Raw genomic sequence first — 19171 nt, 5'->3', positions numbered from 1 at the left:
CTCTGCTTTGACGGACGGCTTCTCTTCTTTTTCCCAAAACTTCCGCATATAGATGGGGATAACGACCAAGCGGAGGAGGGCGCAAGATGCGAAGTCGCAGGTTCCGCAGCCAAACGAGCAAGCCGTTCAGCCGCAAAACCGTGTTTTTGCTGTCGCTGATCGTGATGCTCATTTTTTCTCTGCAGACGTTTATATTTATCGAGAAAAATTTGCGCGAACCGCTGATGGACGTAGCGCGCATCCGTGTGCGGCAAGTGGCAACGGACGCCATCAACAAGGCGATCGCGAACCAAGTCTCCGAAAAAGGCGACACCGACAATCTGATCGACTGGCGAACCGACTACAGCGGCAATGTAACGGGATTTATGCTCAATTACGCGGAGCATACGAGAATATCGTCGCAAGTCGTTAACATTGTGAAAAAAACACTCGGAAAGCAGAAGCATCTTACCGAGTACGTTCCGGTCGGGCAAGCGTTCGACAGCGTCATTCTTTCCTCGTTCGGCCCGTCCATCCCGATTCGATTCGAGGCGGCGGGTGCGCCCCAAGTCGATCTCGGCACGAAAAAAGAAGACGCCGGCATCAACATGCTGCTCGTCACCGTATTCGTCCGGATCACCGCGGAAGTTATGATCTACATTCCGTTCGCGACCGCACCTGAAATCGTGACGACCGAAATTCCGATCTCGTATATACTTGTGAACGGCGATGTGCCGATGTATTATTTCAACTCCAAGGGAGATCCGTCCGGAACGTTAAACGGAGGCGCCTTGCCGCCCGCGCTTACTGTGCCTCCGGCAAGCGGTGAAGAAGCGGAGACGCCGGAAGCCCCGCCCGTTACGACGCGTTGAAGGGCGGGGCTTCTATCTTCACTTGCGTTTGCGGCGTTTCCGCTCTTCCCGTTCCCACTTGCGCAAATGAGGGTACGGATCGAACGACCATTCCGTAAGCCCGTTATCCCGGTATAATCCGTAGTGCAAGTGAGGAGGAAACTTGCCTTGGGTTCCGGGCCTGCCGTAGCCGGAGCTGCCGACCCACCCGACGACGGTGCCGGGTTCCACGATGTCTCCTTCGCGGAAATTCTTATTGAAACCGGACAAGTGCGCGTAATAATGATATACGTTGTTCAAATCCCGTATGCCGACACGCCATCCCCCGTACCGGTTCCACCCCATCACCTCGATGACTCCGAAACAGGTGCTGCGCACCGGCATGCCGTAATGGGCGAACAAATCCGTTCCTTCGTGAATGCGGTAGCCGCCATAGCTTCGGGAAGCCCCCCACGTGCTGCGGAACGAATAATCTCCTCCAAGCGGCAGAGGGAAGGCGTGGCGGTGAAGATCCAACGTGCCGTACTTGCCGTAAATCCGGGCAAATTGATTGATTCTTTCCACGCTTCGTGAATTTTCGTAGTACTCCCATAACCCGATATTGAAATCGGATGAAGAAGTACCGTATTGCAGCAGGAAATGGGCGACGCTGTAAAGCACATCCGCGTCATTGTTCCGGTCGGCCTTCCCGTCCCCGTCGCCGTCCCGTCCGAAGCCGTCGAAGTAAGCGATCGACCTCGGTTTCGTATCCTCATGGTCCGGGTTCATCAAGCCGACCCACTTCACTTCGTTCATATAAATCGCGATGAGTCCATCCCTTAAAGGACGGGTTTTCGGATGAGCGAAGCTCAGCGTTCGTTCGTATTGGTCGATAGCGGCCAAGTTGTACCAGGGGATGCCTGTCATCGTTCCGATATTTTCGTACAGCGCTCTTCGCTCCGTAAACGTGTCGAGAAGCGATTTGCGGGCCGATTCGACGGTTTTGTCGTTGCCGGCAGACGTATTTTGGTTCGGTTGCCTGGCGGATTCAGACGATGCGGCACAAGGCATTGCGACTGCATTTACGACGAATGCGGCAAACACAAATATCGAAATATATCGCTTAATCAACGCGGTTTCGCCTCCATTTGCCAACTTGCTGTTTTTCGGTATCATTTTTAATGTGCACAATTATTGTGAAAATGTTTCTATCTTCCCGAAAAAAGGAGTCGGTGAAAATTGGTGTTCGAAGAGGCGCACGCTGATGAGCACATAGATGACGGCATGGTGCTGCTGCAGGCAAATTTGGACGATATGAATCCGGAGTGGACGTCGTATGTGTCGGATCTTCTGTTCGCGGAAGGAGCGAACGACGTCTATTGGGTGCCGATTATTATGAAGCGTGGCCGTCCGGGTGTCATGTTGAACGTATTGACTGACGAGCGGGCGGTGGAACGGCTGGAGGAAATTGTGTTTCGCGAAACGACCACATTGGGGGTGCGGAGGCTGCGCGCTTCCGTGCACCGGCTGGGAAGACGGATCGTTCACACAGAGACGCAGTGGGGGACGATTCCGGTAAAAGTGGGTTTGTTCCAAGGGAAAGAGGTTCAGTATGCGCCGGAGTACCGCGAATGCGCCGCGGCGGCGGAACGGTATGGAGTTCCGTTAAAACAAGTGTACGATGAAGTGAGGCGGTTGTACCTTGAATCGAAGGGAGAGGCGCGGTAACGGAGTTTAATTTCCTCTGAAGCGGGAAATGCGGCTTCAACGGATAAGCAGCGGAAAATTACCCCTGGGAGAGATCGCCGCCCAGGGGGAGTGATTATTGTTCTCTATGGTGATGTTCGTGCTCTTGGTGATGCGAGCCCACATGTTCCGAATGCGTTGCGGGCCAAAGGCCGATCCGTTTCTCGGCGAAGCCTAGAACGGTGCGCAATACGTTCGGTTGATTCGGCAAATCGCGTGTGCCCGCTCCGTAACCGATTGCCTCTACGACCATAGGCGGCAAGCTTGGCGAAAATTCGTTCACGACGGCCGATACGATTCCGGCGCCGGTAGGCGTCGTCAATTCGACGGCATGCGGTGACGGAGCGACGGGCAGTCCGCGCATCATCTCCAGCGTAGCGGGCGCGGGCACAGGGTAAATTCCGTGATCGATGCGTACGCTGCCGGACCCTAGCGGTACGGGCGAGCATACGATGAAATCGGGATTCAGATTGTCTATCGCCAAGGCGACGCCAACGATATCGACGATCGAATCTACGGCTCCCACTTCGTGAAAATGTACGCGGTCCATCGGGATATTGTGGATCTTTGCTTCCGCCGCGCCGATTTTCTCGAAGATGGCCAGGCTGATCTGCGTCGTCCGCGTACTTAAGCCCGCGTTCTCAATCAGCTTCACGATATCCGCATAATGGCGGTGGTGATGATGGCCATGATCGCCTTGATCGCTGTGACTGTGTTTGTGCTCATGTCCATGATGATGGCGGTCGCGGTCATCATGGTGCTCATGTTCGTGCTCATGCTCGTGCTCGTGCTTATGGTGGTCATGACGGTCGTGCACGAGCACATCCGCTTTCAACGCCGCGATGCCCTTCTTCACCACGCGGCTCCACGATAAGGTATATTCATCGACGTTCAGCTTTTGCAGTTCGCGTTCGATGTAATCGCTGTCGGCGCCGAGGTCGACCAGCGAAGCCAGCGTCATGTCGCCGCTGATGCCGGAGAAACAATCCAAATATAAGATGCGCATACGTATTTACCTCTTCGCGATTTGTTTATGAATAATGCCGGCGTTATATCCGGCCCCGAAACCGTTGTCGATATTGACGACCGACACTCCGGGCGCGCATGAATTCAGCATCGTGAGAAGCGCCGATACGCCGCCGAAGCTTGCACCGTAACCGACGCTGGTCGGCACCGCAATGACCGGCTTGTCGACCAATCCGCCGATTACGCTTACCAATGCGCCTTCCATACCGGCTGCAACGACGATTACAGAAGCGCCGCGAATCGTATCGAGCCGCGCAAACAACCGGTGAATGCCGGCAACTCCGACATCGTAAATACGCTCCGTGTGCGAACCCATGCATTCGAGCGTAAGCGCCGCTTCCTCGGCGACGGGAAGATCCGACGTGCCGGCGCACACTACCGCCACGTACCCGTCGCGCACGCGCAGGATCGGGCGCTTAAACCACGTCAAGGCCCGCGCCGTTTCGTGAAATGTAACGGCGGGTAATGCGGCAGTTACAACGGCGGCCTTCTCCGGCGTCACTCGCGTGGCGAGCACGCGGTCACCGCTCTCCATCAACCGGCGGAAAATCGCCGTTATTTGTTCGGCCGTCTTTCCTTCGCCGAAAATCACTTCCGGGAAGCCCGTCCGCCGTTCCCGTTCCAAATCAAGCTGAGCGAAGCCGAGGTCGGCGACAGGGGAAGCCGTCGCGGCGCGAATCGCCTTCTCGGCCTCCGCCGGGTCAAGCTTCCCCTCCCGAACGCGAAGCAAGAGCTCTATTAAATCCGTCATTGAGCCGTTGCCTTCTTTCTTATATCAGACCCCAGCACCTCGTTCATGCTTCCGGTCCGGTATCCCTGCAAATCCAAAGTGACATATTGAAAGCCGAGCTCTTTGAATTTCTCATCGATTTTGCCGCTGTGAGCGATCACTTTCGTCATTTCCTCCGGCATCACTTCAATGCGGGCGATTTTCTCATGATGACGGACGCGCACCTGCCAAAGCCCGAGTCCCATCAAGAAGTTCTCCGCCTCGTCAAGCTGGTCGATCTTATGCTTCTCGATCTTCGTTCCGTAAGGGATTCGAGAGGATAGGCAGGCGAACGACGGCTTATTCCAAGTCGGAAGCCCGAGCCGTTTCGAAAGCTCCCGGATTTCGTTCTTCGTAAAGCCCGCTTCTTGCAATGGGCTTCGGACGCCTTGCTCCGTCTTCGCTGCAAGCCCGGGACGGTAGTCTCCAAGATCGTCGACGTTTGAACCGTCGACGATGAACCCGTACCCTTGCTCCGCCGTTATGCGTCTCAGATGCGAATAAAGCCCCGTCTTGCAATGATAGCAGCGATCCGGATTGTTGGCGACAAAATCCGCATTGTCGAGCTCGGACACCTCGGTCTTGATGAGACGAACGCCCATTTGTTCGGCAAGCGCGACGGCCGCGTCGAACTCCCTGGTAGGAAACGTCTCCGAAGCGGCGGTGACCGCGACGCATTGATCCCCTAACTCTTGGAAAGCGCGTTTAAGCACGAACGTACTGTCCACGCCTCCCGAGAAAGCAACCAGTACATGTCCCATATCGCGCAAAATTTCACCGAGCAGCGCGTCCTTTTGTTCCAAAGTCAGATTGCGTTCCACGTCGGTCCTCCCCTTTTCCCGATATGCTTCCATATTCACTAATGATAGCACAAATCACCATCCGAAGTGGAATGGAGTTCAGTTCATGTTATAATGTCAGAAAGTAAATGTTTTGGAGCGAATCGTTTTTTTGGAAGGAAGGGATGCCGCCAATGGCGAGAACGATCGAACGCAAACCCGATTGGCTGAAAATAGACCTCGTTTCCGGGGAGAAATACAAGAACTTCAAAGAAATCAAAAGCATGATGCGTTCCAAGACGCTTCACACGGTGTGCGAGGAAGCGAAATGCCCGAATATTCACGAATGCTGGGCGAACCGAACGGCGACGTTCATGATTCTCGGCGATATATGCACTCGGGCGTGCCGGTTTTGTGCGGTGAAGACGGGACTGCCGACGGAACTCGACCTTGCGGAGCCGGAGCGGGTGGCGGAAGCCGCCGAACAGATGGGACTGCGTCACTGTGTCGTCACTTCCGTTGCAAGGGACGATTTGACGGACGGAGGCGCTTCGATTTTTGCGGAGACGATTCGCGCGATCCGCCGGAGAATGCCTATGTGCGGGGTCGAAGTGCTTATTCCGGATTTCTTGGGACGCGAGGAGTCGCTGCACACGGTGCTGGATGCTCGTCCGGACATATTGAATCATAACGTGGAAACCGTGGAACGTTTGTCCGACCGTGTGCGCTCCAAGGCGAAATATCGCCGGTCTTTGGAGCTGCTGCAGAGGTCTAAAACATATGCCCCCAATATTCGTACGAAGTCGTCGATTATGATCGGCGTGGGCGAAACGTTGGATGAAATTGTTGCGACGATGGACGATTTGCGCTCGGTGGACTGCGATATTATGACGATCGGACAATATTTACAACCGACAAAACAGCATCTATATGTAGAAAAATATTATACGCCGGACGAGTTCGCCGCCTTGAAGAAAGAAGGCTTGAAGCGCGGTTTCGCGCATGTGGAATCGGGACCGCTTGTCAGGAGCTCGTACCATGCGCATGAACAGGTGGAGTCGGCGAGGGGGAGCTAACAACAGTGATATTGATCGGGGAAAAGACGTACGAACTGATTTTGGAGCATAAGAACGCTTGGAATGCGGATGCGTTTAAAGAGCGATACAGCGAAGTGCTTGACCGGTACGACTACATTGTCGGCGATTGGGGATACAACCAGCTGAGGTTGAAAGGATTTTTCCGCGAAGGAAGCCCGAAATCGACGAAAGATACCTCGATTGGCGGATTGCAGGATTATTTACAGGAATACTGCAACTTCGGTTGCGCTTACTTCGTGTTGGAGCGGACCGCAAATAAGGCGGGAGGAGTTCCGCCCGTAGCGGAACCCGTCCAAGCGGTACCGGAAAGCGCAGAGGAAGACGGTGCGGTTGATGCGGAGCCGCAGGAAGGGCGCGGCTATACTGCCGGTTTGGCGGGAGGCCAAGCCTTCAGCGACCGCAGGCCGTACTCCTGGCGTGAACATCAATCGCCGTCGAGGCATTCCGGCCGAAACGGCGGGGAACGTAAGGACGCCTCAGCCGACGCGGCCGGCGACGTCGGCGGCGTCAAGGCGGAGCCCGAACGCGCCGCAGGCGCCGGACCTCGCGGCCGCGAGCGCAATGAGGAGTCGCCCCGTCTGCATGGCGCATATCAGCGCCAGAATGACGGCAAGGGCCGGCAGAACGAGGAAGGTTCGGCGGGACGCGATCGTTTCTCGAACCGCGGCGGCGCCCGCAACCCCGTTCCTAACGGGGACGGAGGCGGCGATCGCGGAGAGAAGGCGCATCGAGGCGGCGGGTTCCGCCCTCACCACAAGGGGCCGAAACATAACGCGCATAACCGCAACCGCGGTCCTGGAGGCGGCGGCGGTCAAGGTGCCCGCGCGGAAGGCGGCGGGCAAAGGGGAGCAGCCGGAAACCGGCCCGACGGCCGCGGAAGACCGGACGGTGACGGGGGTAACCGCCATTCGCAGCGCGGCGGCCAGCACCGGGCATCTGCGGCACCGCAACCACGCAACAATTAAGGAGTTTATTTAAAGTGTCCGCCCGTGGTATTCATGCCGATTTGGGCGGACATTTTTTTCGCCCGTCGGATGCAGAGCACTTTACCAGAGTACATTCCCCAGAAACCGTTCGCGTTGAGGAGTGGTTCTAACAATACTTTGTCTAACAAGCAGCTTGAGGAAAATTCCCTCCCGCGCTTTCTCTTGGTCTACGACCTCCATTAAAACAAAAATGTTGATTATCCATCGTCCCGATGGTTAATTCTACTTACTTACACAAACTTCTTGATACCCGGGAAAATGGACGCTGAGGCGTATAGGGTCAATAATTGAGGCTGTCGATTAATTGTGGACAACAGACTTGCATTTCAAACAAACGCTGTATGTAACAGAAAAAACATCAAAAAGTCCGGTTACACAGTGACGCATCTGGAACAATAGTTTCACTTTTTGAAGTTATTGCGCGGAAAGAGGCTGGATTGATGGCAATAGTTTCATTTTTTGAAGTTATTGCGTGCATTTTGGGTGAAAATCAGTCAGATCGGGCACAATAGTTTCACTTTTTGAAGTTATTGCGCGGAAAGAGGCTGGATTGATGGCAATAGTTTCATTTTTTGAAGTTATTGCGTGCATTTTGGGTGAAAATCAGTCAGATCGGGCACAATAGTTTCACTTTTTGAAGTTATTACGTGCAAGGATGGGGTTTGGGAGGGCATAGTTTCATTTTTTGAAGTTATTACGTGTATTTGGGGAAACGGCGGGAAATTCAAACGGAAAGCCAGATTCACTATATAAATTGAGCTCTCCCTTTAAGCGCCAAAACCCGTGCGGGCGGCTGATGCCACAGGCACACCAAAGCGGCGGCCGCAGCACACCCGCAAAAAAATAGCGCCTCACAATGAGGCGCTATTTTACGTCGTCGCCGACAAAAGCTTCCCTCACCCGGTTCCAGAACGGAAACGGGCGATACCGCGCGAAGCTCACTTTCCGCTCCGCCACCATGCTGCGAACATTCAGGACGGAGGTGTGCGGCACAGCCAAATGATCGACCGTAAGCACGACCTTCTGCTCTTTCTTCGGCACGATGTCGCAGTGGTGATGCTTCGGCAAAATCAACGACGAGCCGATGGTGCGGTATACGCGGTTGTTGATCGACGCTATTTCGGCGATCTGGATCGCCTCGAGCGACGGATGAATCAACGCGCCTCCGAGACTTTTATTATAAGCCGTACTTCCGGAAGGGGTCGAAATGCAAATGCCGTCGCCGCGGAACATTTCAAACGGAGAATCGTTGATGTTCAGTTGCGCCACCAGCGTTGCGTCCGCGCCTTTCAATGTGAATTCGTTCAAAGCGAGGAACGTTTCCACGCCGAAAGAAGTCGTCAGTTCGATTTTCACAAGCGGATATTTCACGATCTTGTCCTGCAGCCTCGAGCCGCTCTCGGCCATCAGATTCGCCAGCCGTTCAATTTCATCCGCTTTCCAATCGGCAAAAAAACCTAAATGCCCCGTATGGATTCCGACGAACGCAATTGAATCGAGCCGCTCTTTAAATACATGAAACGCGTGCAGCATCGTGCCGTCGCCGCCGATCGACAATACCACATCGGGTTCGTCTTCGGACAATTGCATCCCTCTTGATGCCGCCAACGCGTGAAACTGCCCGGTCAATGACCGGGACAGGCTGTCGCCCCGGTCCAACACGAAATATTTCAAAGCGCACCTCCGCAAATCCCGATAATGTATTCATCATAGCGGAACTCCGAACGGAACTCAACGAATTAAGGCGCGCAGCAACCAACGTAACACGGCGTAAAACAAATATAATACAGGGATAGAAGAAAGCACGCCGGCAAAAATCGCGATCGAATAGGGAGCGAATGCCCGGAAAGCGTCCCAACCCGAGACCGGAGCCGCGCCGACCGGCAGCCACGCGCTTGCCGCCGGAGATAACCAATCCCACACGAAGTAAACAATGAAGGCCGATATGAAAGCATGCACAAGCCGGGCGAGGAAAAAAGATGAGTACCGAACCGGCATATGATGCATCAAGCTCATGGATTGCGCATGCACGGATAAACCAGCCCATGACAACACGAATGCGGCCACGGCCGATTGCGCGCGAAGATCCGCACCAGGGAATGGGGTACCCGCACTTCTCGCGCCGAGCGTCACTTCGAAAAATCCGTTCACAATCGCGGCAGACAGAGGTGCGGCGATCCCGAATACCGAGAGGGCCCAGCTTACGAAGCTTTGCAAGATGCCGATTACTCCCGCCAGCGACAATACTTTGAGCGCAACCGAGAAAAACACGACGAGACCGCCGACGACGATGATCAGGCGGAGGCCGGATTGTATCCCTTCCCGGAGAAGCGTTCCTACCGGCCTTCCGTCGTTCACCCTGGCCCGGTGCATCGCTTCGAACGCCCTGCGCCATATCGAACCGCTATTGCCGCCGCCGTACACGAGCTCCCACCCGGAAGCGGTGCGCCCGCCCCAATAGCGCATTAGCAGACCTACGGCGACCGCTCCTCCGTAATGCGCGATCGCAAGCACCGGAGCCAGCGCCGCGTTATGGAAGAAACCGACCGAAACGGCTCCGATAAGGAATATTGGGTCCGAAGTCGTCGTAAAGGAGGCCAGTCGTTCGCTTTCCTCGCGGTTCACCAACCCTGCGTCCCAAAGCTGCGACGTCAACCTTGCGCCGACAGGATAGCCTGAAGCAAGTCCCATGGCCAACACGAATCCACCCGGTCCCGGAACGCGGAAGAGCGGCCGCATCATGGGATCGAGCAGCGTGCCGAAGAAGTGTACGATACCGAATCCAAGCATCAATTCGGAAAGGACAAAGAAAGGGAATAACGCCGGGAACAAGACGTCCCACCAGATGCCCACTCCCTGCAATCCCGCTTTAAAGCTATCTTCCGGAAATGCAATGATCAGAAGAGCGACGGCCGCAGCCGCAACTGCAAGACTGATTTCGCCTCTTGAACGAAAGACCACCGCGCCACATCCGTTCCTCGCAAGATGCCGGCCGTCCGATGTAAAAGACGAGCCTATCACAATATATGCGAAGCCCGCTCTGCGAATGACGCACAATAAACGAATGAAAAACCGGTGATTTTTTCCTATAGAATAGGTATAATTGTCCTATATAAATGAGACGGGCATTGCCACATTATGTAGTACGAGCGGAGGGTAATCCGATGGATCCACTTTACCAGATTTCCGTGAACTGCTTGCAGTGCGGACGCGATTTCAAAACTTCCAAAGTGCGCCCGAGCTTCAAGAAAGCCGTCCGTTCCGACACCGACTTTTGTACATATTACAAGCCCGGGAGCGAAAATCCCGATTTTTACGTTGTGCGGGTTTGCCCGTTTTGCGGCTTTGCGGCAACGGAAAATTTCTCGCAAAAAATGACGGATAGACAGCGCGCGCAGTTTCAACAAAAAATCGGAGCCAACTGGAGCTGCCGCGATTACGGAAGCCGCCGAACGGCCGAAGACGCCATGTTTGCTTACAAGCTCGCGCTGCTTTGCTCCCAAATCGCCGGAGAAAGGGAAAGGGTGACGGCGGGTCTGCTGCACCATATCGCCTGGTTGTACCGCAATGAAGGAAACGCGGAAGCGGAAGAACGGTTTTTACGCTTTGCATTGGACTCTTATATCAAGGTTTACGAATTGGAAGGCATCGATCTCAACAACGCCCGGCTCATGTATTTGATCGGAGAGCTCAACAGGAGGTTGAAGCAATATCAAGAAGCGGTCAAGTGGTTCGGCCGCGTCATCAACGACAAAAAAATAATGGACGCCGGGATGATTCGGGCGTGCCGCGAAGGATGGGCGGCGACCCGGGAAGACATGCTGAGGAATCAGGTGGAACTGCCCGAAGAATTAAAGAGCGCAGGAAGCTGATTACTCTTCCTTGCGCTCTTCTTTCTTCAGATCGGCGGCCAGCTCCGCCAGCTTTGCCAACAAAATATGCTGAGGCATATGCATCAGATGCTCGACGGGGACATTCAGCTTCTCCGCTAATTTCAGGGCGGTTTCCGGCGATATTTGCAAAGGTCTCAGATTGTACCATTCCTTTCGGAAACATGATATATTTAGCTTACAATAAGAAAAACTTTTTCGCACGCACCTTCAAGGAAGCCAGACCGCGATTAGAGGAAGTTTTTCTTGAAACTCTAGAATTGCTGTTTACTCCGTGAAAACTTACAAATTCTAGAGTTATACGAAAGGGGTTTTTACCAATGATGCCTGCAACGCTCCCCCAAACTTGGGATTTGGACGCCATTTTTCCCGGAGGAAGCGGTTCGGCTCAATTTGCGGAATTTTTATCCGCGTTGGAGTCAGCTATCGACTCTTTCGGAGTACATATACGCGAAAACAATGAAATGACCGCCGGCCGGCTCGCTTCACTGCTCGCCGAATTGCAAGCCATTGAAGCGCGGCTGAAGGAAGCCGACGCATTCACCGGATGCTTGGCGGCGCAAAATCAGAAAGACAAGAAAGCGGTTGCCCTCGGAGGCAAAATTAAAGCGATGTCCGCGCAATTCGAATCGCAGTTGAATCAGTTCGATAGACTGCTGACCAACGTTCCGGACCAAGAATGGGAAGCGATGACGGCTCAAGACGCTATCGCACCCGTTGCGTTCCCGCTTTCCGAGCGCCGTTCGTTGGCTCTTGAGAAGATGACGCCCGAGCAGGAATCGTTGCTTAACGACCTCGCCGTGGACGGATACCACGGATGGTCGGAATTGTACGACACGACCGTATCCTTGTTGAAGATTCCGTATGAGGAAGACGGAAAAACCGTTTATTTGTCCGCCGGTCAAGCTTACAACAAGCTGCACCATCCTTCCCGGAGCGTTAGGGAGAAGGTATTTGCCGATTGGGAGAACGCCTGGTCCGAGCACGCGGATTACTGCGCTTCCGCGTTAAACCATCTTGGCGGCTTCCGCTTGCAAGCTTATAAACACCGGGGATGGACTTCGATTCACAAGGAGCCTCTCGCCGTCAACCGGATGTCGGAGGAGACGCTTCATGCGATGTGGGATGCGATCGACCGTAATAAAAGGCCGCTCCTCGACTATTTCGCCAAGAAGGCGCAATTGCTCGGCGTAGACAAGCTTGCTTGGCATGACGCGGACGCACCGGTAGGTAAAACGAACGCAAAGATTCCTTACGAAGAAGGCGCAAGGCTCATTATCGACCAGTTCAGACAATTCGGCCCGAAGCTTGCCGACTTTTCCGAAATGGCGTTCCGCGACCGTTGGATTGAAGCGGAAGACCGCAACGAGAAGCGTCCCGGCGGCTTCTGCACATCGTTCCCGGTTAAGAAGCAAACCCGGATTTTCATGACATATGAAGGCACGATGAACAATGTGTCCACGCTTGCGCACGAGCTCGGTCACGGATTCCACCAGTATGTGATGAAGGATATGCCGGAGCTCGCGCAAAATTACGCGATGAACGTGGCGGAGACGGCCTCCACGTTTGCCGAGATGATCGTTTCCGACGCGACGATCCGCGCAGCCAAAGACCGGGAAGAGAAGCTCTCGCTGCTGGACGACAAAATCCAACGCGCCGTCGCGTTCTTGATGAACATTCACGCGCGGTTCATATTTGAAACAGGCTTTTACGAAGAACGGAAAAAAGGTTCGGTAAGCGTTGAGCGGCTGAACGAAATGATGGTTGAAGCGCAAAGAAAGGCGTATTGCGACGGGCTTGCTTCGTACCACCCGCATTTTTGGGCGTCGAAGCTGCATTTTTACATCACCGAAGTGCCGTTCTACAATTTCCCGTATACGTTCGGTTTTCTGTTCAGCGCTGGCATTTACGCGCGCGCCGCAGGAGAAGGGAAAGCGTTCGAAGAGCAATATATCGCCCTATTGCGGGATACGGGCAGTATGAGCGTCGAAGCTCTCGCCCGCAAGCACCTCGGCGTCGATCTCACGAAACCGGATTTTTGGCAGGAATCCATTGCGATGCTGAACAAAGATATTAAAGCGTTCCTAGCCTTGTAATGCACGCATATAGTTATGCGGAAGGGGGGAATTGACAAGTGTCTCTGGAAAATTGTCAACGTTGCGGTTCCCTGTTTCTAAGGGAAAAATCCGAGTTTTGTGCGGATTGCACTCGTTGGTACGCCGAAGTGTACGGCAAAGTGCGCGCGTATTTGCGCGAGAAGCCCAACAGCAACTTATGGGACTTGCATGTCGCGCTCGAAATTCCGCTTTCCGTACTCCAGCAAGTGGTGAAGGGCGAGAAACTGCACTAGCGCGGCACGCCGTTAAAATACAGAAAAAAAGTGACTATGGGATATAGTCACCTTTTCCGTAAGCTGTTTGTTTGATTTGCTATTAGCGGCCTACGCCGAATTGTCCTGCCAGTTGCTGCTCGGCGATTTGTACGAGACGCCGGGTGATGTTACCCCCGATCGCACCTGTGTCGCGGGTAGCCATATAACCCCAGTAGCCGTCTTCCGGAACTTGAATGCCCAGCTCCTGCGCGATTTCATACTTCAATCGATCCAATGCTTGGTTCGCTTGAGGTACAACCAAGACGTTAGTGCTTCTGGATCCTTGTGCCATGTATATCACCTCCCTGATGGTAGTATGAGCAAAATCATTGATTATACGCATCATACGAAATGGAAATTTAGACCAAAGGGTAGAGGCGAAAAAGCAGACACGGCAAGGGAGGATGACAATCGTGTTTGATATTCGTTACGAAAAGCTGTCTCTTCATCCCGAGCTTCAAATCGTGCAAGCCGACGTAGCGGTAACCGCGGAGGGCGAACGATTGATTGACGAACCGCTCTGTATCGACGTCGGATTGCCGGCGCTGCTTGCCAGCGCTTTCGAAGATACGGCTCCGGACCGCTTCGCCGATCCCGCCGCCGAATGGCGGAAGATGCCCTTCTTCGTTTGCGGCTGCGGCGATCCCGAATGCCGGGGATATTCCTTTGCAGTGCGCCATGAGGGGGATCGGGTCGTCTGGACCGAGATAGACGAGACTTCAACCGGAGTCAGGGAGGGCAACGCTTACCGCATTCCTTTAAGCGAATACCGCCGGGTCGTCGCCGCTGCGGCCGAACAATTTCTAGCATACGTAGAGCCGCTCGATTACAGGCCATTGTACGCCGAAACGGCGGACACGGTGCGAAAGCTGTTGAAGAGGTTGAAAGAAGAAGCTTAATTGAAAAAAAGGCTTGTGCCGCCGCGAACCTTTTCGTATAATGTGGAAAATCGACGTCGACAATATTGAAGTATAACGATGACGGGAGCGAGTACCTGGGTCATGACAAGGATCAGAGAGCCGGCGGATGGTGAAAGCCGGACCTTGTGGCCAAGCGGAAATGGGTCCCCGAGTTCGAATCCGATCCGTAAGCGGGTGTCCGTACGGCGCTGACGGTTAGGTGACGCGGCTTCCCGCCGTTATCGGGGTTTAGGTTGGATACGTACGATCCAACGAATTAGGGTGGCACCACGGCTTCTCGTCCCTTGCGGATGAGGGCTTTTTTTGTTTTTTTGAAGATATTCAAGGAGGATGAAAAACGATGAAAAAAGTATTATCGGGCATACAGCCAAGCGGGCTGCTTACCATCGGAAACTATATCGGGGCGATTCGCCAATTCGTGGAAATGCAGGACACGCACGATTGCTATTTTATGATTGTCGATCTGCACGCCATTACGGTGCCGCAAGAACCGGAGAAGCTGCGTGAGCAGACCGAATCGGTCGCCGCGATGTATTTGGCGTCCGGCATCGATCCGGAGAAGGCGGTCGTGTTTCTTCAATCGCAAGTCAGAGCTCATGCCGTACTCGGCTGGATTATGACGACGCTCACCGGAATGGGCGAGTTGGAACGCATGACGCAATTTAAAGATAAGTCGGCGGGGAAAGAGTCGGTAGGAGCGGGTTTGTTCGTATATCCGTCGCTTCAGGCCGCGGATATCGTATTGTACAATGCGGATCTTGTTCCTGTGGGAGAAGATCAGAAGCAGCATTTGGAGCTTACGCGCGATTTGGCTCAGCGGTTCAACCACCGGTACGGCGATACGTTCGTCGTGCCGGAGCCGCACATTACGGATGTCGGGAAACGGATTATGTCTCTGATAGACGCAAGCAAGAAGATGAGCAAGAGCGATCCGAACCCGGGCGCTTTCATCTCGATGTTCGACGAGCCGGACGTAATAAGGAAAAAGTTTAGCCGCGCGACGACGGATTCCGGAAGGGAGATTAAGTACGATCCGGACAATAAACCGGAAGTGAGCAATTTGCTCGAAATATTCTCGATCTTCTCCAAGGTGCCGATTTCCGATTTGGAGGCCCGGTACGAAGGGCAAGGCTACGGGGCGTTAAAGAAAGATATTGCAGAAGCGGTCATTTCGGTGTTGGAACCGATTCAGGCGAGATACCGCGACATTCGGCAATCCGGAGAGCTGCAGGCGATCTTAAAGCGGGGTGCGGAGAAGGCGAACGCCGTCGCGGACGCCACGTTGAAAAGAGCGATGGAACGGATGGGGTTCCTGCTCTAACGGCTTCACTTGCGGTTTAAACGCCGCTTGACCGCCATGCCGAACCCGGTGACGGCAAAGCTTAACAACGTAAAGAATAGCGCCCAACCGGGTTTCATATAGCTCAATGCCGCGCCGGCGGCAATGAGGCAAGCGATGCCGAGCACCGCGAATAGTAACGCCATTGGCTTATTCATCGCAGCGGTTCTCCTCTCCTGTTCGTGTGCCGGTTAGCTCATGCCCGTGTCGAGACGGCGTTCGAGCTTTTCTTCGCTGATCCACCCGATATAGCTTTCGAGGGGGCGCAGCGACCTATCCATCCGAAGCACGGCGACGAACGGATATTGTTTCCGGTATTGATAACGGACGTCAACCCAACGAACCTCGTAGCCCCAACCGCGTTCGTCGACCGAAGCGCACGCGTATGAACTGAACGAGAGCAAAGCCGCAACGTCGGGGTGATTGCGGGAAGCGGCGACAGCGGGATGGGAATCGCAAGTAAGCACGTCGTTCCAGGTGAGACGCCCGGCCTTCCATTCGCCGACGGCGAAGCTTTCGCTACGGCCTTGCATGCGTTTGACGACGTTCCAGACCGTTAAGCTCACCGTCGGGATTGCCGTGTACCGGTCGCCCGGCTCGTGCTGAGGGTCGCGTTTCGGCAAGCGGCGCTGCACCGCGGCATGCTGAATCGTTCTTGCCGCATAGTATACGGCAATGAACCCGTAAAGCAGCGGGAACACAGCGGAAGGAGCGGCCATGCCCGATAGCCACAGCAATACGGCAACGACGTGCGAACCAAAGATGACGGGATCGAAAATGTGAATGATATTCCATGCGATCCACCGCTTTGTAAACGGACGAAACGCTTGAGTGCCGTAGCTGTTAAACAAATCCGTAAGCACATGAATGAGCACCGCGGCAAATACCCACAGCGCAATTGTCGTGAAAGATACGCCAGGGAAGAACAGCCAAACGGCGCCGCCGATGAGCGCGGTCCATATGAACCACGCGGGTATGGAATGGGACAGACCGCGGTGGTTGCGAACGTACGCGGCGTTGCCCTTAAGACGCAATAGCATGTCGAAATCGGGCGCTTGCGATCCCGCAACGGCTCCGACGAGCACCGCCGCGGACGTCCATGGGTCCCCTGCTACGGCGGGGTCCAACTGCGACAATCCGGCTAAACCGAATCCGAACGCGAAATGGGTTCCGGTATCCATGTTCGTATACCTCCTGAGCTGTCACGTTGCTTAAGGGCCGATACCCTAATAAGATCTTACCATAACATTTCAAGAATGAACAAAACCCTTCCGCGCACAGTGCGGGAAGGGTTTTGTCGATGCAATTATCGGCCCGCGGCGGCCGGTGTCGCGGCAGCCGGGGTAGCTCCCGCGAACGGATATTGGTAATTCAACGGTTCGTCGAACGTAATGTAGTCGAGATTGACCATCAGCAGCAGGTAACGCATGCCCGTTTGCGGGTCGCTGATAATAATGTGGTCCCTGCCCGCCGCTTCAAGGCGCCCCTTGAACACTTTTGCATTCCATTGGGGGTTGTTTTCGAACGTCATGTAAATGGTGGCCATTTTCCCCAAGTTCAGACGAAGGATGTTTTCAATATACGACTCTTCAAATACAGGCGCGGCTGCAGCCGGCTGTTGGAACGGTTGCACGCCACCCATTGGCGTCATCCCCGGAATCGGGCCGCCGATCGGCGCATATGCGCTCGGGAACGCGCCGGTTGGCGTTTGGTATGTCGGAAAACCGGGCGTCGTGCCGGCAAGCGAACCGGGAAACCCAGTGTAAGTACCCATGTTTTGTTGGCGATCCATCGGTAAAACTCACTATCCTTTCTTTTCTAATAAGTTCCGTAAACGGCGGGGCAATTTTGACTTGACGGGGCGAAAAAGCAATGCGCTTTGAATCTTCCGGTGTTCGGTTGGTTGTACCACTGGCCCGGGCATCCGCCGTCCGGACGGAAAAACCACAATGCGTTGGATGCGGGATGCTGGCGCTCTCCGTTAATGGCGCGCCGAGCGAGCCGAACTTCCTTATCGCGAGCCTTCTGGTAAAAGTACCCTTTAATGGTTGCTTCAAAGCCGCCGGGACGTTGGAACACCATATCGCGGATCGTCCTGATTTGTTTAAAATCCAGACAGTCCCCGCGCACGCGGTTCACCCCGACATTGCCGACCATCAGCATGCCGAGTTCTCCTTCGCCTTCCGCTTCCGCCCGCATAAGCCGCGCCAGCAGTTTTACGTCTTCGCTCGATGTTTTGATGACGGCCATGCGTTCCGTTCCCCTCCCTTCGCATGAAACGTGCCAATACAGGCAAAAATCTACATAGCTAATGTATTAGGCGAATACCCGTTTCGTGCATGTCTGCAAGAAAAACCGACAAATTGATGAACGGTCGGCTTACCTTGTTGTCAAAGCAAGTCGGCTCCGGTATCATAAAGATTGATTTTGCCGCTGGATGAAGTTATTTTCGCTAGATGAAGTTCAATCCCGCAAGGAGGATGGCGCATAAGTGGACAATCCGTTGACATACGAGACGCCGGCCGATCGGACAGGGGAGACGGCAATTCCGAAATCGCGCGCCTCCTGGAGAGATTATTTCGTTCTCGCCAAACCGAGAATGCTGGTCTCCAATTTAATTCCCGCGCTGGGCGGTTTTTGGGTCGCTTCGAAATGGAATATCGATTGGGCGACGCTAATATTCATGCTCGCGGGCACGGCGCTTGTCATGGCCTCCGGCTGCGTATTTAACAACGTGCTCGACCGCGAACACGATTCACAGATGGAACGTACGAAGAAACGCGCAATACCGTTGGGCAAAGTCCGGCTTGAATACGCGATTGGATACGGTGCGGCGCTCGGCATTTTGGGCATAGCATTGCTATACTTTTTCGTTAATCCGTTGTGCGCTTTGCTTGGCTGTATCGGCCATGTAGCATATGTAATCATCTACACGGCGTGGTTAAAGCCGACTTCGACCTGGAGCACGTCTGTGGGCGGAATATCGGGAGCGGTCCCGCCAGTCATCGGTTATTGCTCCGTCACCGAGACGATCGACATCGGCGCATGGCTGTTGTTCGCTTTGTTGTTTTTTTGGCAGCCCCCGCATTTCTGGGCGCTCGGCATCCGCAGAGTGGAAGAATACCGTAAAGCCGGCTATCCGCTGCTGCCCGTGGTGAAGGGCATCAAGCGCACGAAGCTGCAAATGATTCCGTATTTGATCGCCCTGTATCCGACGACCGTTTTGTTATATACCATGGGTTATGTCGGTCTCGTATTTTTAATCGGCGGATTATTGCTTCTGACATTATGGACGGTTCAATGTCTTAAGGGGTTGTTCGTCGAAGACCATAATGAAGCTTGGGCGATGCGGTCTTTTAAGTATTCATTGTACTACCTGACGTTCGTATTTTTGCTTTTGGTAGCTGATACGACGACTCTTCACGCGTAGCGCTCGCAT

22 protein-coding genes are annotated in these 19171 nt (G+C 54.2%); 10 read left to right on the top strand and 12 right to left on the bottom strand.

Going from position 1 to position 19171, the window contains the following annotated elements; genetic code table 11:
- The first annotated feature begins 86 nt into the window (after nt 1-86).
- Nucleotides 87-851 carry a sporulation protein YunB gene (gene yunB, locus JET16_RS22350; RefSeq protein WP_199620612.1) on the top strand — a complete coding sequence of 255 codons (765 nt, stop codon included), beginning with the start codon at nt 87-89 and terminating at the stop codon, nt 849-851.
- An 18-nt stretch (nt 852-869) separates the two neighbouring features.
- On the opposite strand, the gene JET16_RS22345 is transcribed toward yunB, so the two are convergent.
- A complete protein-coding gene (locus tag JET16_RS22345; RefSeq protein ID WP_199620681.1) occupies nt 870-1880 on the bottom strand; it encodes a M23 family metallopeptidase in 1011 nt (336 codons plus the stop codon).
- A 171-nt stretch (nt 1881-2051) separates the two neighbouring features.
- Here JET16_RS22345 and larC2 point away from each other — a divergent pair, with 171 nt between their 5' ends.
- A complete protein-coding gene (gene larC2 / locus JET16_RS22340) occupies nt 2052-2537 on the top strand; it encodes a nickel pincer cofactor biosynthesis protein LarC2 (protein ID WP_325176760.1) in 486 nt (161 codons plus the stop codon).
- 94 nt (nt 2538-2631) lie between these two features.
- Here the strand turns inward: larC2 and larC are convergent, their stop codons facing one another.
- The 3 genes from larC to larE are packed head-to-tail and all read right to left on the bottom strand — an operon-like array spanning nt 2632 to nt 5171.
- Nucleotides 2632-3561 carry a nickel pincer cofactor biosynthesis protein LarC gene (gene larC / locus JET16_RS22335; RefSeq protein ID WP_199620608.1) on the bottom strand — a complete coding sequence of 310 codons (930 nt, stop codon included), beginning with the start codon at nt 3559-3561 and terminating at the stop codon, nt 2632-2634.
- Nucleotides 3562-3567: 6 nt separating this feature from the next.
- On the bottom strand, nt 3568-4332 hold the full coding sequence (larB, locus tag JET16_RS22330) for a nickel pincer cofactor biosynthesis protein LarB (RefSeq protein WP_199620606.1): 765 nt from the start codon (nt 4330-4332) through the stop codon (nt 3568-3570).
- On the bottom strand, nt 4329-5171 hold the full coding sequence (gene larE, locus JET16_RS22325) for an ATP-dependent sacrificial sulfur transferase LarE (RefSeq protein WP_325176759.1): 843 nt from the start codon (nt 5169-5171) through the stop codon (nt 4329-4331). The genes larB and larE overlap by 4 nt, the downstream gene beginning before the upstream one ends.
- Nucleotides 5172-5323: 152 nt before the next feature.
- Between larE and lipA the strand changes: the two genes are divergently transcribed.
- Together lipA and JET16_RS22315 are read left to right on the top strand one after the other, a co-directional pair.
- Nucleotides 5324-6205: a lipoyl synthase gene (lipA, locus tag JET16_RS22320; protein WP_199620600.1), complete on the top strand. Its 882-nt coding sequence runs from the start codon at nt 5324-5326 to the stop codon at nt 6203-6205.
- A 5-nt stretch (nt 6206-6210) separates the two neighbouring features.
- Nucleotides 6211-7191, top strand: a complete 981-nt coding sequence (locus JET16_RS22315) for a YutD-like domain-containing protein (RefSeq protein ID WP_199620597.1) — start codon at nt 6211-6213, stop codon at nt 7189-7191.
- 885 nt (nt 7192-8076) lie between these two features.
- Here JET16_RS22315 and JET16_RS22310 read toward each other — a convergent pair.
- Nucleotides 8077-8886 (bottom strand): NAD kinase, encoded by an 810-nt coding sequence (locus tag JET16_RS22310; RefSeq protein WP_199620594.1) that lies wholly within the window; start codon nt 8884-8886, stop codon nt 8077-8079.
- 57 nt (nt 8887-8943) lie between these two features.
- A complete protein-coding gene (locus tag JET16_RS22305) occupies nt 8944-10173 on the bottom strand; it encodes a nucleoside recognition domain-containing protein (RefSeq protein WP_199620591.1) in 1230 nt (409 codons plus the stop codon).
- A 203-nt stretch (nt 10174-10376) separates the two neighbouring features.
- Here JET16_RS22305 and JET16_RS22300 point away from each other — a divergent pair, with 203 nt between their 5' ends.
- Nucleotides 10377-11084 carry a DUF2225 domain-containing protein gene (locus JET16_RS22300; protein WP_199620589.1) on the top strand — a complete coding sequence of 236 codons (708 nt, stop codon included), beginning with the start codon at nt 10377-10379 and terminating at the stop codon, nt 11082-11084.
- On the opposite strand, the gene JET16_RS22295 is transcribed toward JET16_RS22300, so the two are convergent.
- Nucleotides 11085-11243, bottom strand: a complete 159-nt coding sequence (locus tag JET16_RS22295) for a YycC family protein (protein WP_199620676.1) — start codon at nt 11241-11243, stop codon at nt 11085-11087.
- A 182-nt stretch (nt 11244-11425) separates the two neighbouring features.
- On the opposite strand from JET16_RS22295, the gene JET16_RS22290 reads away from it, so the two are divergent.
- Nucleotides 11426-13198, top strand: a complete 1773-nt coding sequence (locus JET16_RS22290; RefSeq protein ID WP_199620673.1) for a M3 family oligoendopeptidase — start codon at nt 11426-11428, stop codon at nt 13196-13198.
- 38 nt (nt 13199-13236) lie between these two features.
- Nucleotides 13237-13452 carry a hypothetical protein gene (locus JET16_RS22285; RefSeq protein ID WP_199620587.1) on the top strand — a complete coding sequence of 72 codons (216 nt, stop codon included), beginning with the start codon at nt 13237-13239 and terminating at the stop codon, nt 13450-13452.
- A gap of 82 nt (nt 13453-13534) precedes the next feature.
- Here JET16_RS22285 and JET16_RS22280 read toward each other — a convergent pair whose 3' ends face one another.
- The gene (locus JET16_RS22280; protein WP_199620586.1) at nt 13535-13765 is read right to left on the bottom strand and encodes an alpha/beta-type small acid-soluble spore protein; all 231 of its coding nucleotides are present in this window, start codon (nt 13763-13765) and stop codon (nt 13535-13537) included.
- Between the two features lie 121 nt (nt 13766-13886).
- Here JET16_RS22280 and JET16_RS22275 point away from each other — a divergent pair, with 121 nt between their 5' ends.
- Together JET16_RS22275 and trpS are read left to right on the top strand one after the other, a co-directional pair.
- A complete protein-coding gene (locus tag JET16_RS22275) occupies nt 13887-14372 on the top strand; it encodes a hypothetical protein (RefSeq protein WP_325176758.1) in 486 nt (161 codons plus the stop codon).
- 361 nt (nt 14373-14733) lie between these two features.
- Nucleotides 14734-15714, top strand: coding sequence for a tryptophan--tRNA ligase (trpS, locus tag JET16_RS22270; protein ID WP_199620584.1), 981 nt, complete (start codon nt 14734-14736; stop codon nt 15712-15714).
- A 5-nt stretch (nt 15715-15719) separates the two neighbouring features.
- Here the strand turns inward: trpS and JET16_RS22265 are convergent, their stop codons facing one another.
- The 4 genes from JET16_RS22265 to JET16_RS22250 all read right to left on the bottom strand — a co-directional run bounded on the left by JET16_RS22265 (nt 15720) and on the right by JET16_RS22250 (nt 17982).
- Nucleotides 15720-15890: a DUF5325 family protein gene (locus JET16_RS22265; protein WP_199620582.1), complete on the bottom strand. Its 171-nt coding sequence runs from the start codon at nt 15888-15890 to the stop codon at nt 15720-15722.
- A gap of 33 nt (nt 15891-15923) precedes the next feature.
- Complete coding sequence (locus JET16_RS22260) at nt 15924-16913, bottom strand: metal-dependent hydrolase (protein ID WP_199620580.1); 990 nt, start codon at nt 16911-16913, stop codon at nt 15924-15926.
- A gap of 125 nt (nt 16914-17038) precedes the next feature.
- Complete coding sequence (gene gerQ, locus JET16_RS22255) at nt 17039-17524, bottom strand: spore coat protein GerQ (protein ID WP_199620577.1); 486 nt, start codon at nt 17522-17524, stop codon at nt 17039-17041.
- Nucleotides 17525-17550: 26 nt separating this feature from the next.
- On the bottom strand, nt 17551-17982 hold the full coding sequence (locus JET16_RS22250) for a cell wall hydrolase (protein WP_199620575.1): 432 nt from the start codon (nt 17980-17982) through the stop codon (nt 17551-17553).
- Between the two features lie 241 nt (nt 17983-18223).
- Between JET16_RS22250 and cyoE the strand changes: the two genes are divergently transcribed.
- Nucleotides 18224-19162 (top strand): heme o synthase, encoded by a 939-nt coding sequence (cyoE, locus tag JET16_RS22245; RefSeq protein WP_199620573.1) that lies wholly within the window; start codon nt 18224-18226, stop codon nt 19160-19162.
- Nucleotides 19163-19171 lie beyond the last annotated feature (9 nt).

Source organism: Paenibacillus alkalitolerans (genome assembly GCF_016482785.1).
Lineage (GTDB): Bacteria > Bacillota > Bacilli > Paenibacillales > YIM-B00363 > Paenibacillus_AE > Paenibacillus_AE alkalitolerans.
This window is presented reverse-complemented; position numbering and strand designations above follow the sequence as displayed.

Excerpts from the sequence above, each read along its gene's own strand:
- lipA (WP_199620600.1), top strand. The coding sequence starts at position 5,324 with ATGGCGAGAACGATCGAACGCAAACCCGATTGGCTGAAAATAGACCTC.
- trpS (WP_199620584.1), top strand. The coding sequence starts at position 14,734 with ATGAAAAAAGTATTATCGGGCATACAGCCAAGCGGGCTGCTTACCATC.
- JET16_RS22345 (WP_199620681.1), bottom strand. The coding sequence starts at position 1,880 with ATGCCTTGTGCCGCATCGTCTGAATCCGCCAGGCAACCGAACCAAAAT.
- JET16_RS22290 (WP_199620673.1), top strand. The coding sequence starts at position 11,426 with ATGCCTGCAACGCTCCCCCAAACTTGGGATTTGGACGCCATTTTTCCC.
- JET16_RS22250 (WP_199620575.1), bottom strand. The coding sequence starts at position 17,982 with ATGGCCGTCATCAAAACATCGAGCGAAGACGTAAAACTGCTGGCGCGG.
- larC (WP_199620608.1), bottom strand. The coding sequence starts at position 3,561 with ATGCGCATCTTATATTTGGATTGTTTCTCCGGCATCAGCGGCGACATG.
- larB (WP_199620606.1), bottom strand. The coding sequence starts at position 4,332 with ATGACGGATTTAATAGAGCTCTTGCTTCGCGTTCGGGAGGGGAAGCTT.
- JET16_RS22260 (WP_199620580.1), bottom strand. The coding sequence starts at position 16,913 with ATGGATACCGGAACCCATTTCGCGTTCGGATTCGGTTTAGCCGGATTG.
- yunB (WP_199620612.1), top strand. The coding sequence starts at position 87 with ATGCGAAGTCGCAGGTTCCGCAGCCAAACGAGCAAGCCGTTCAGCCGC.
- JET16_RS22280 (WP_199620586.1), bottom strand. The coding sequence starts at position 13,765 with ATGGCACAAGGATCCAGAAGCACTAACGTCTTGGTTGTACCTCAAGCG.
- gerQ (WP_199620577.1), bottom strand. The coding sequence starts at position 17,524 with ATGGATCGCCAACAAAACATGGGTACTTACACTGGGTTTCCCGGTTCG.
- JET16_RS22300 (WP_199620589.1), top strand. The coding sequence starts at position 10,377 with ATGGATCCACTTTACCAGATTTCCGTGAACTGCTTGCAGTGCGGACGC.
- JET16_RS22265 (WP_199620582.1), bottom strand. The coding sequence starts at position 15,890 with ATGAATAAGCCAATGGCGTTACTATTCGCGGTGCTCGGCATCGCTTGC.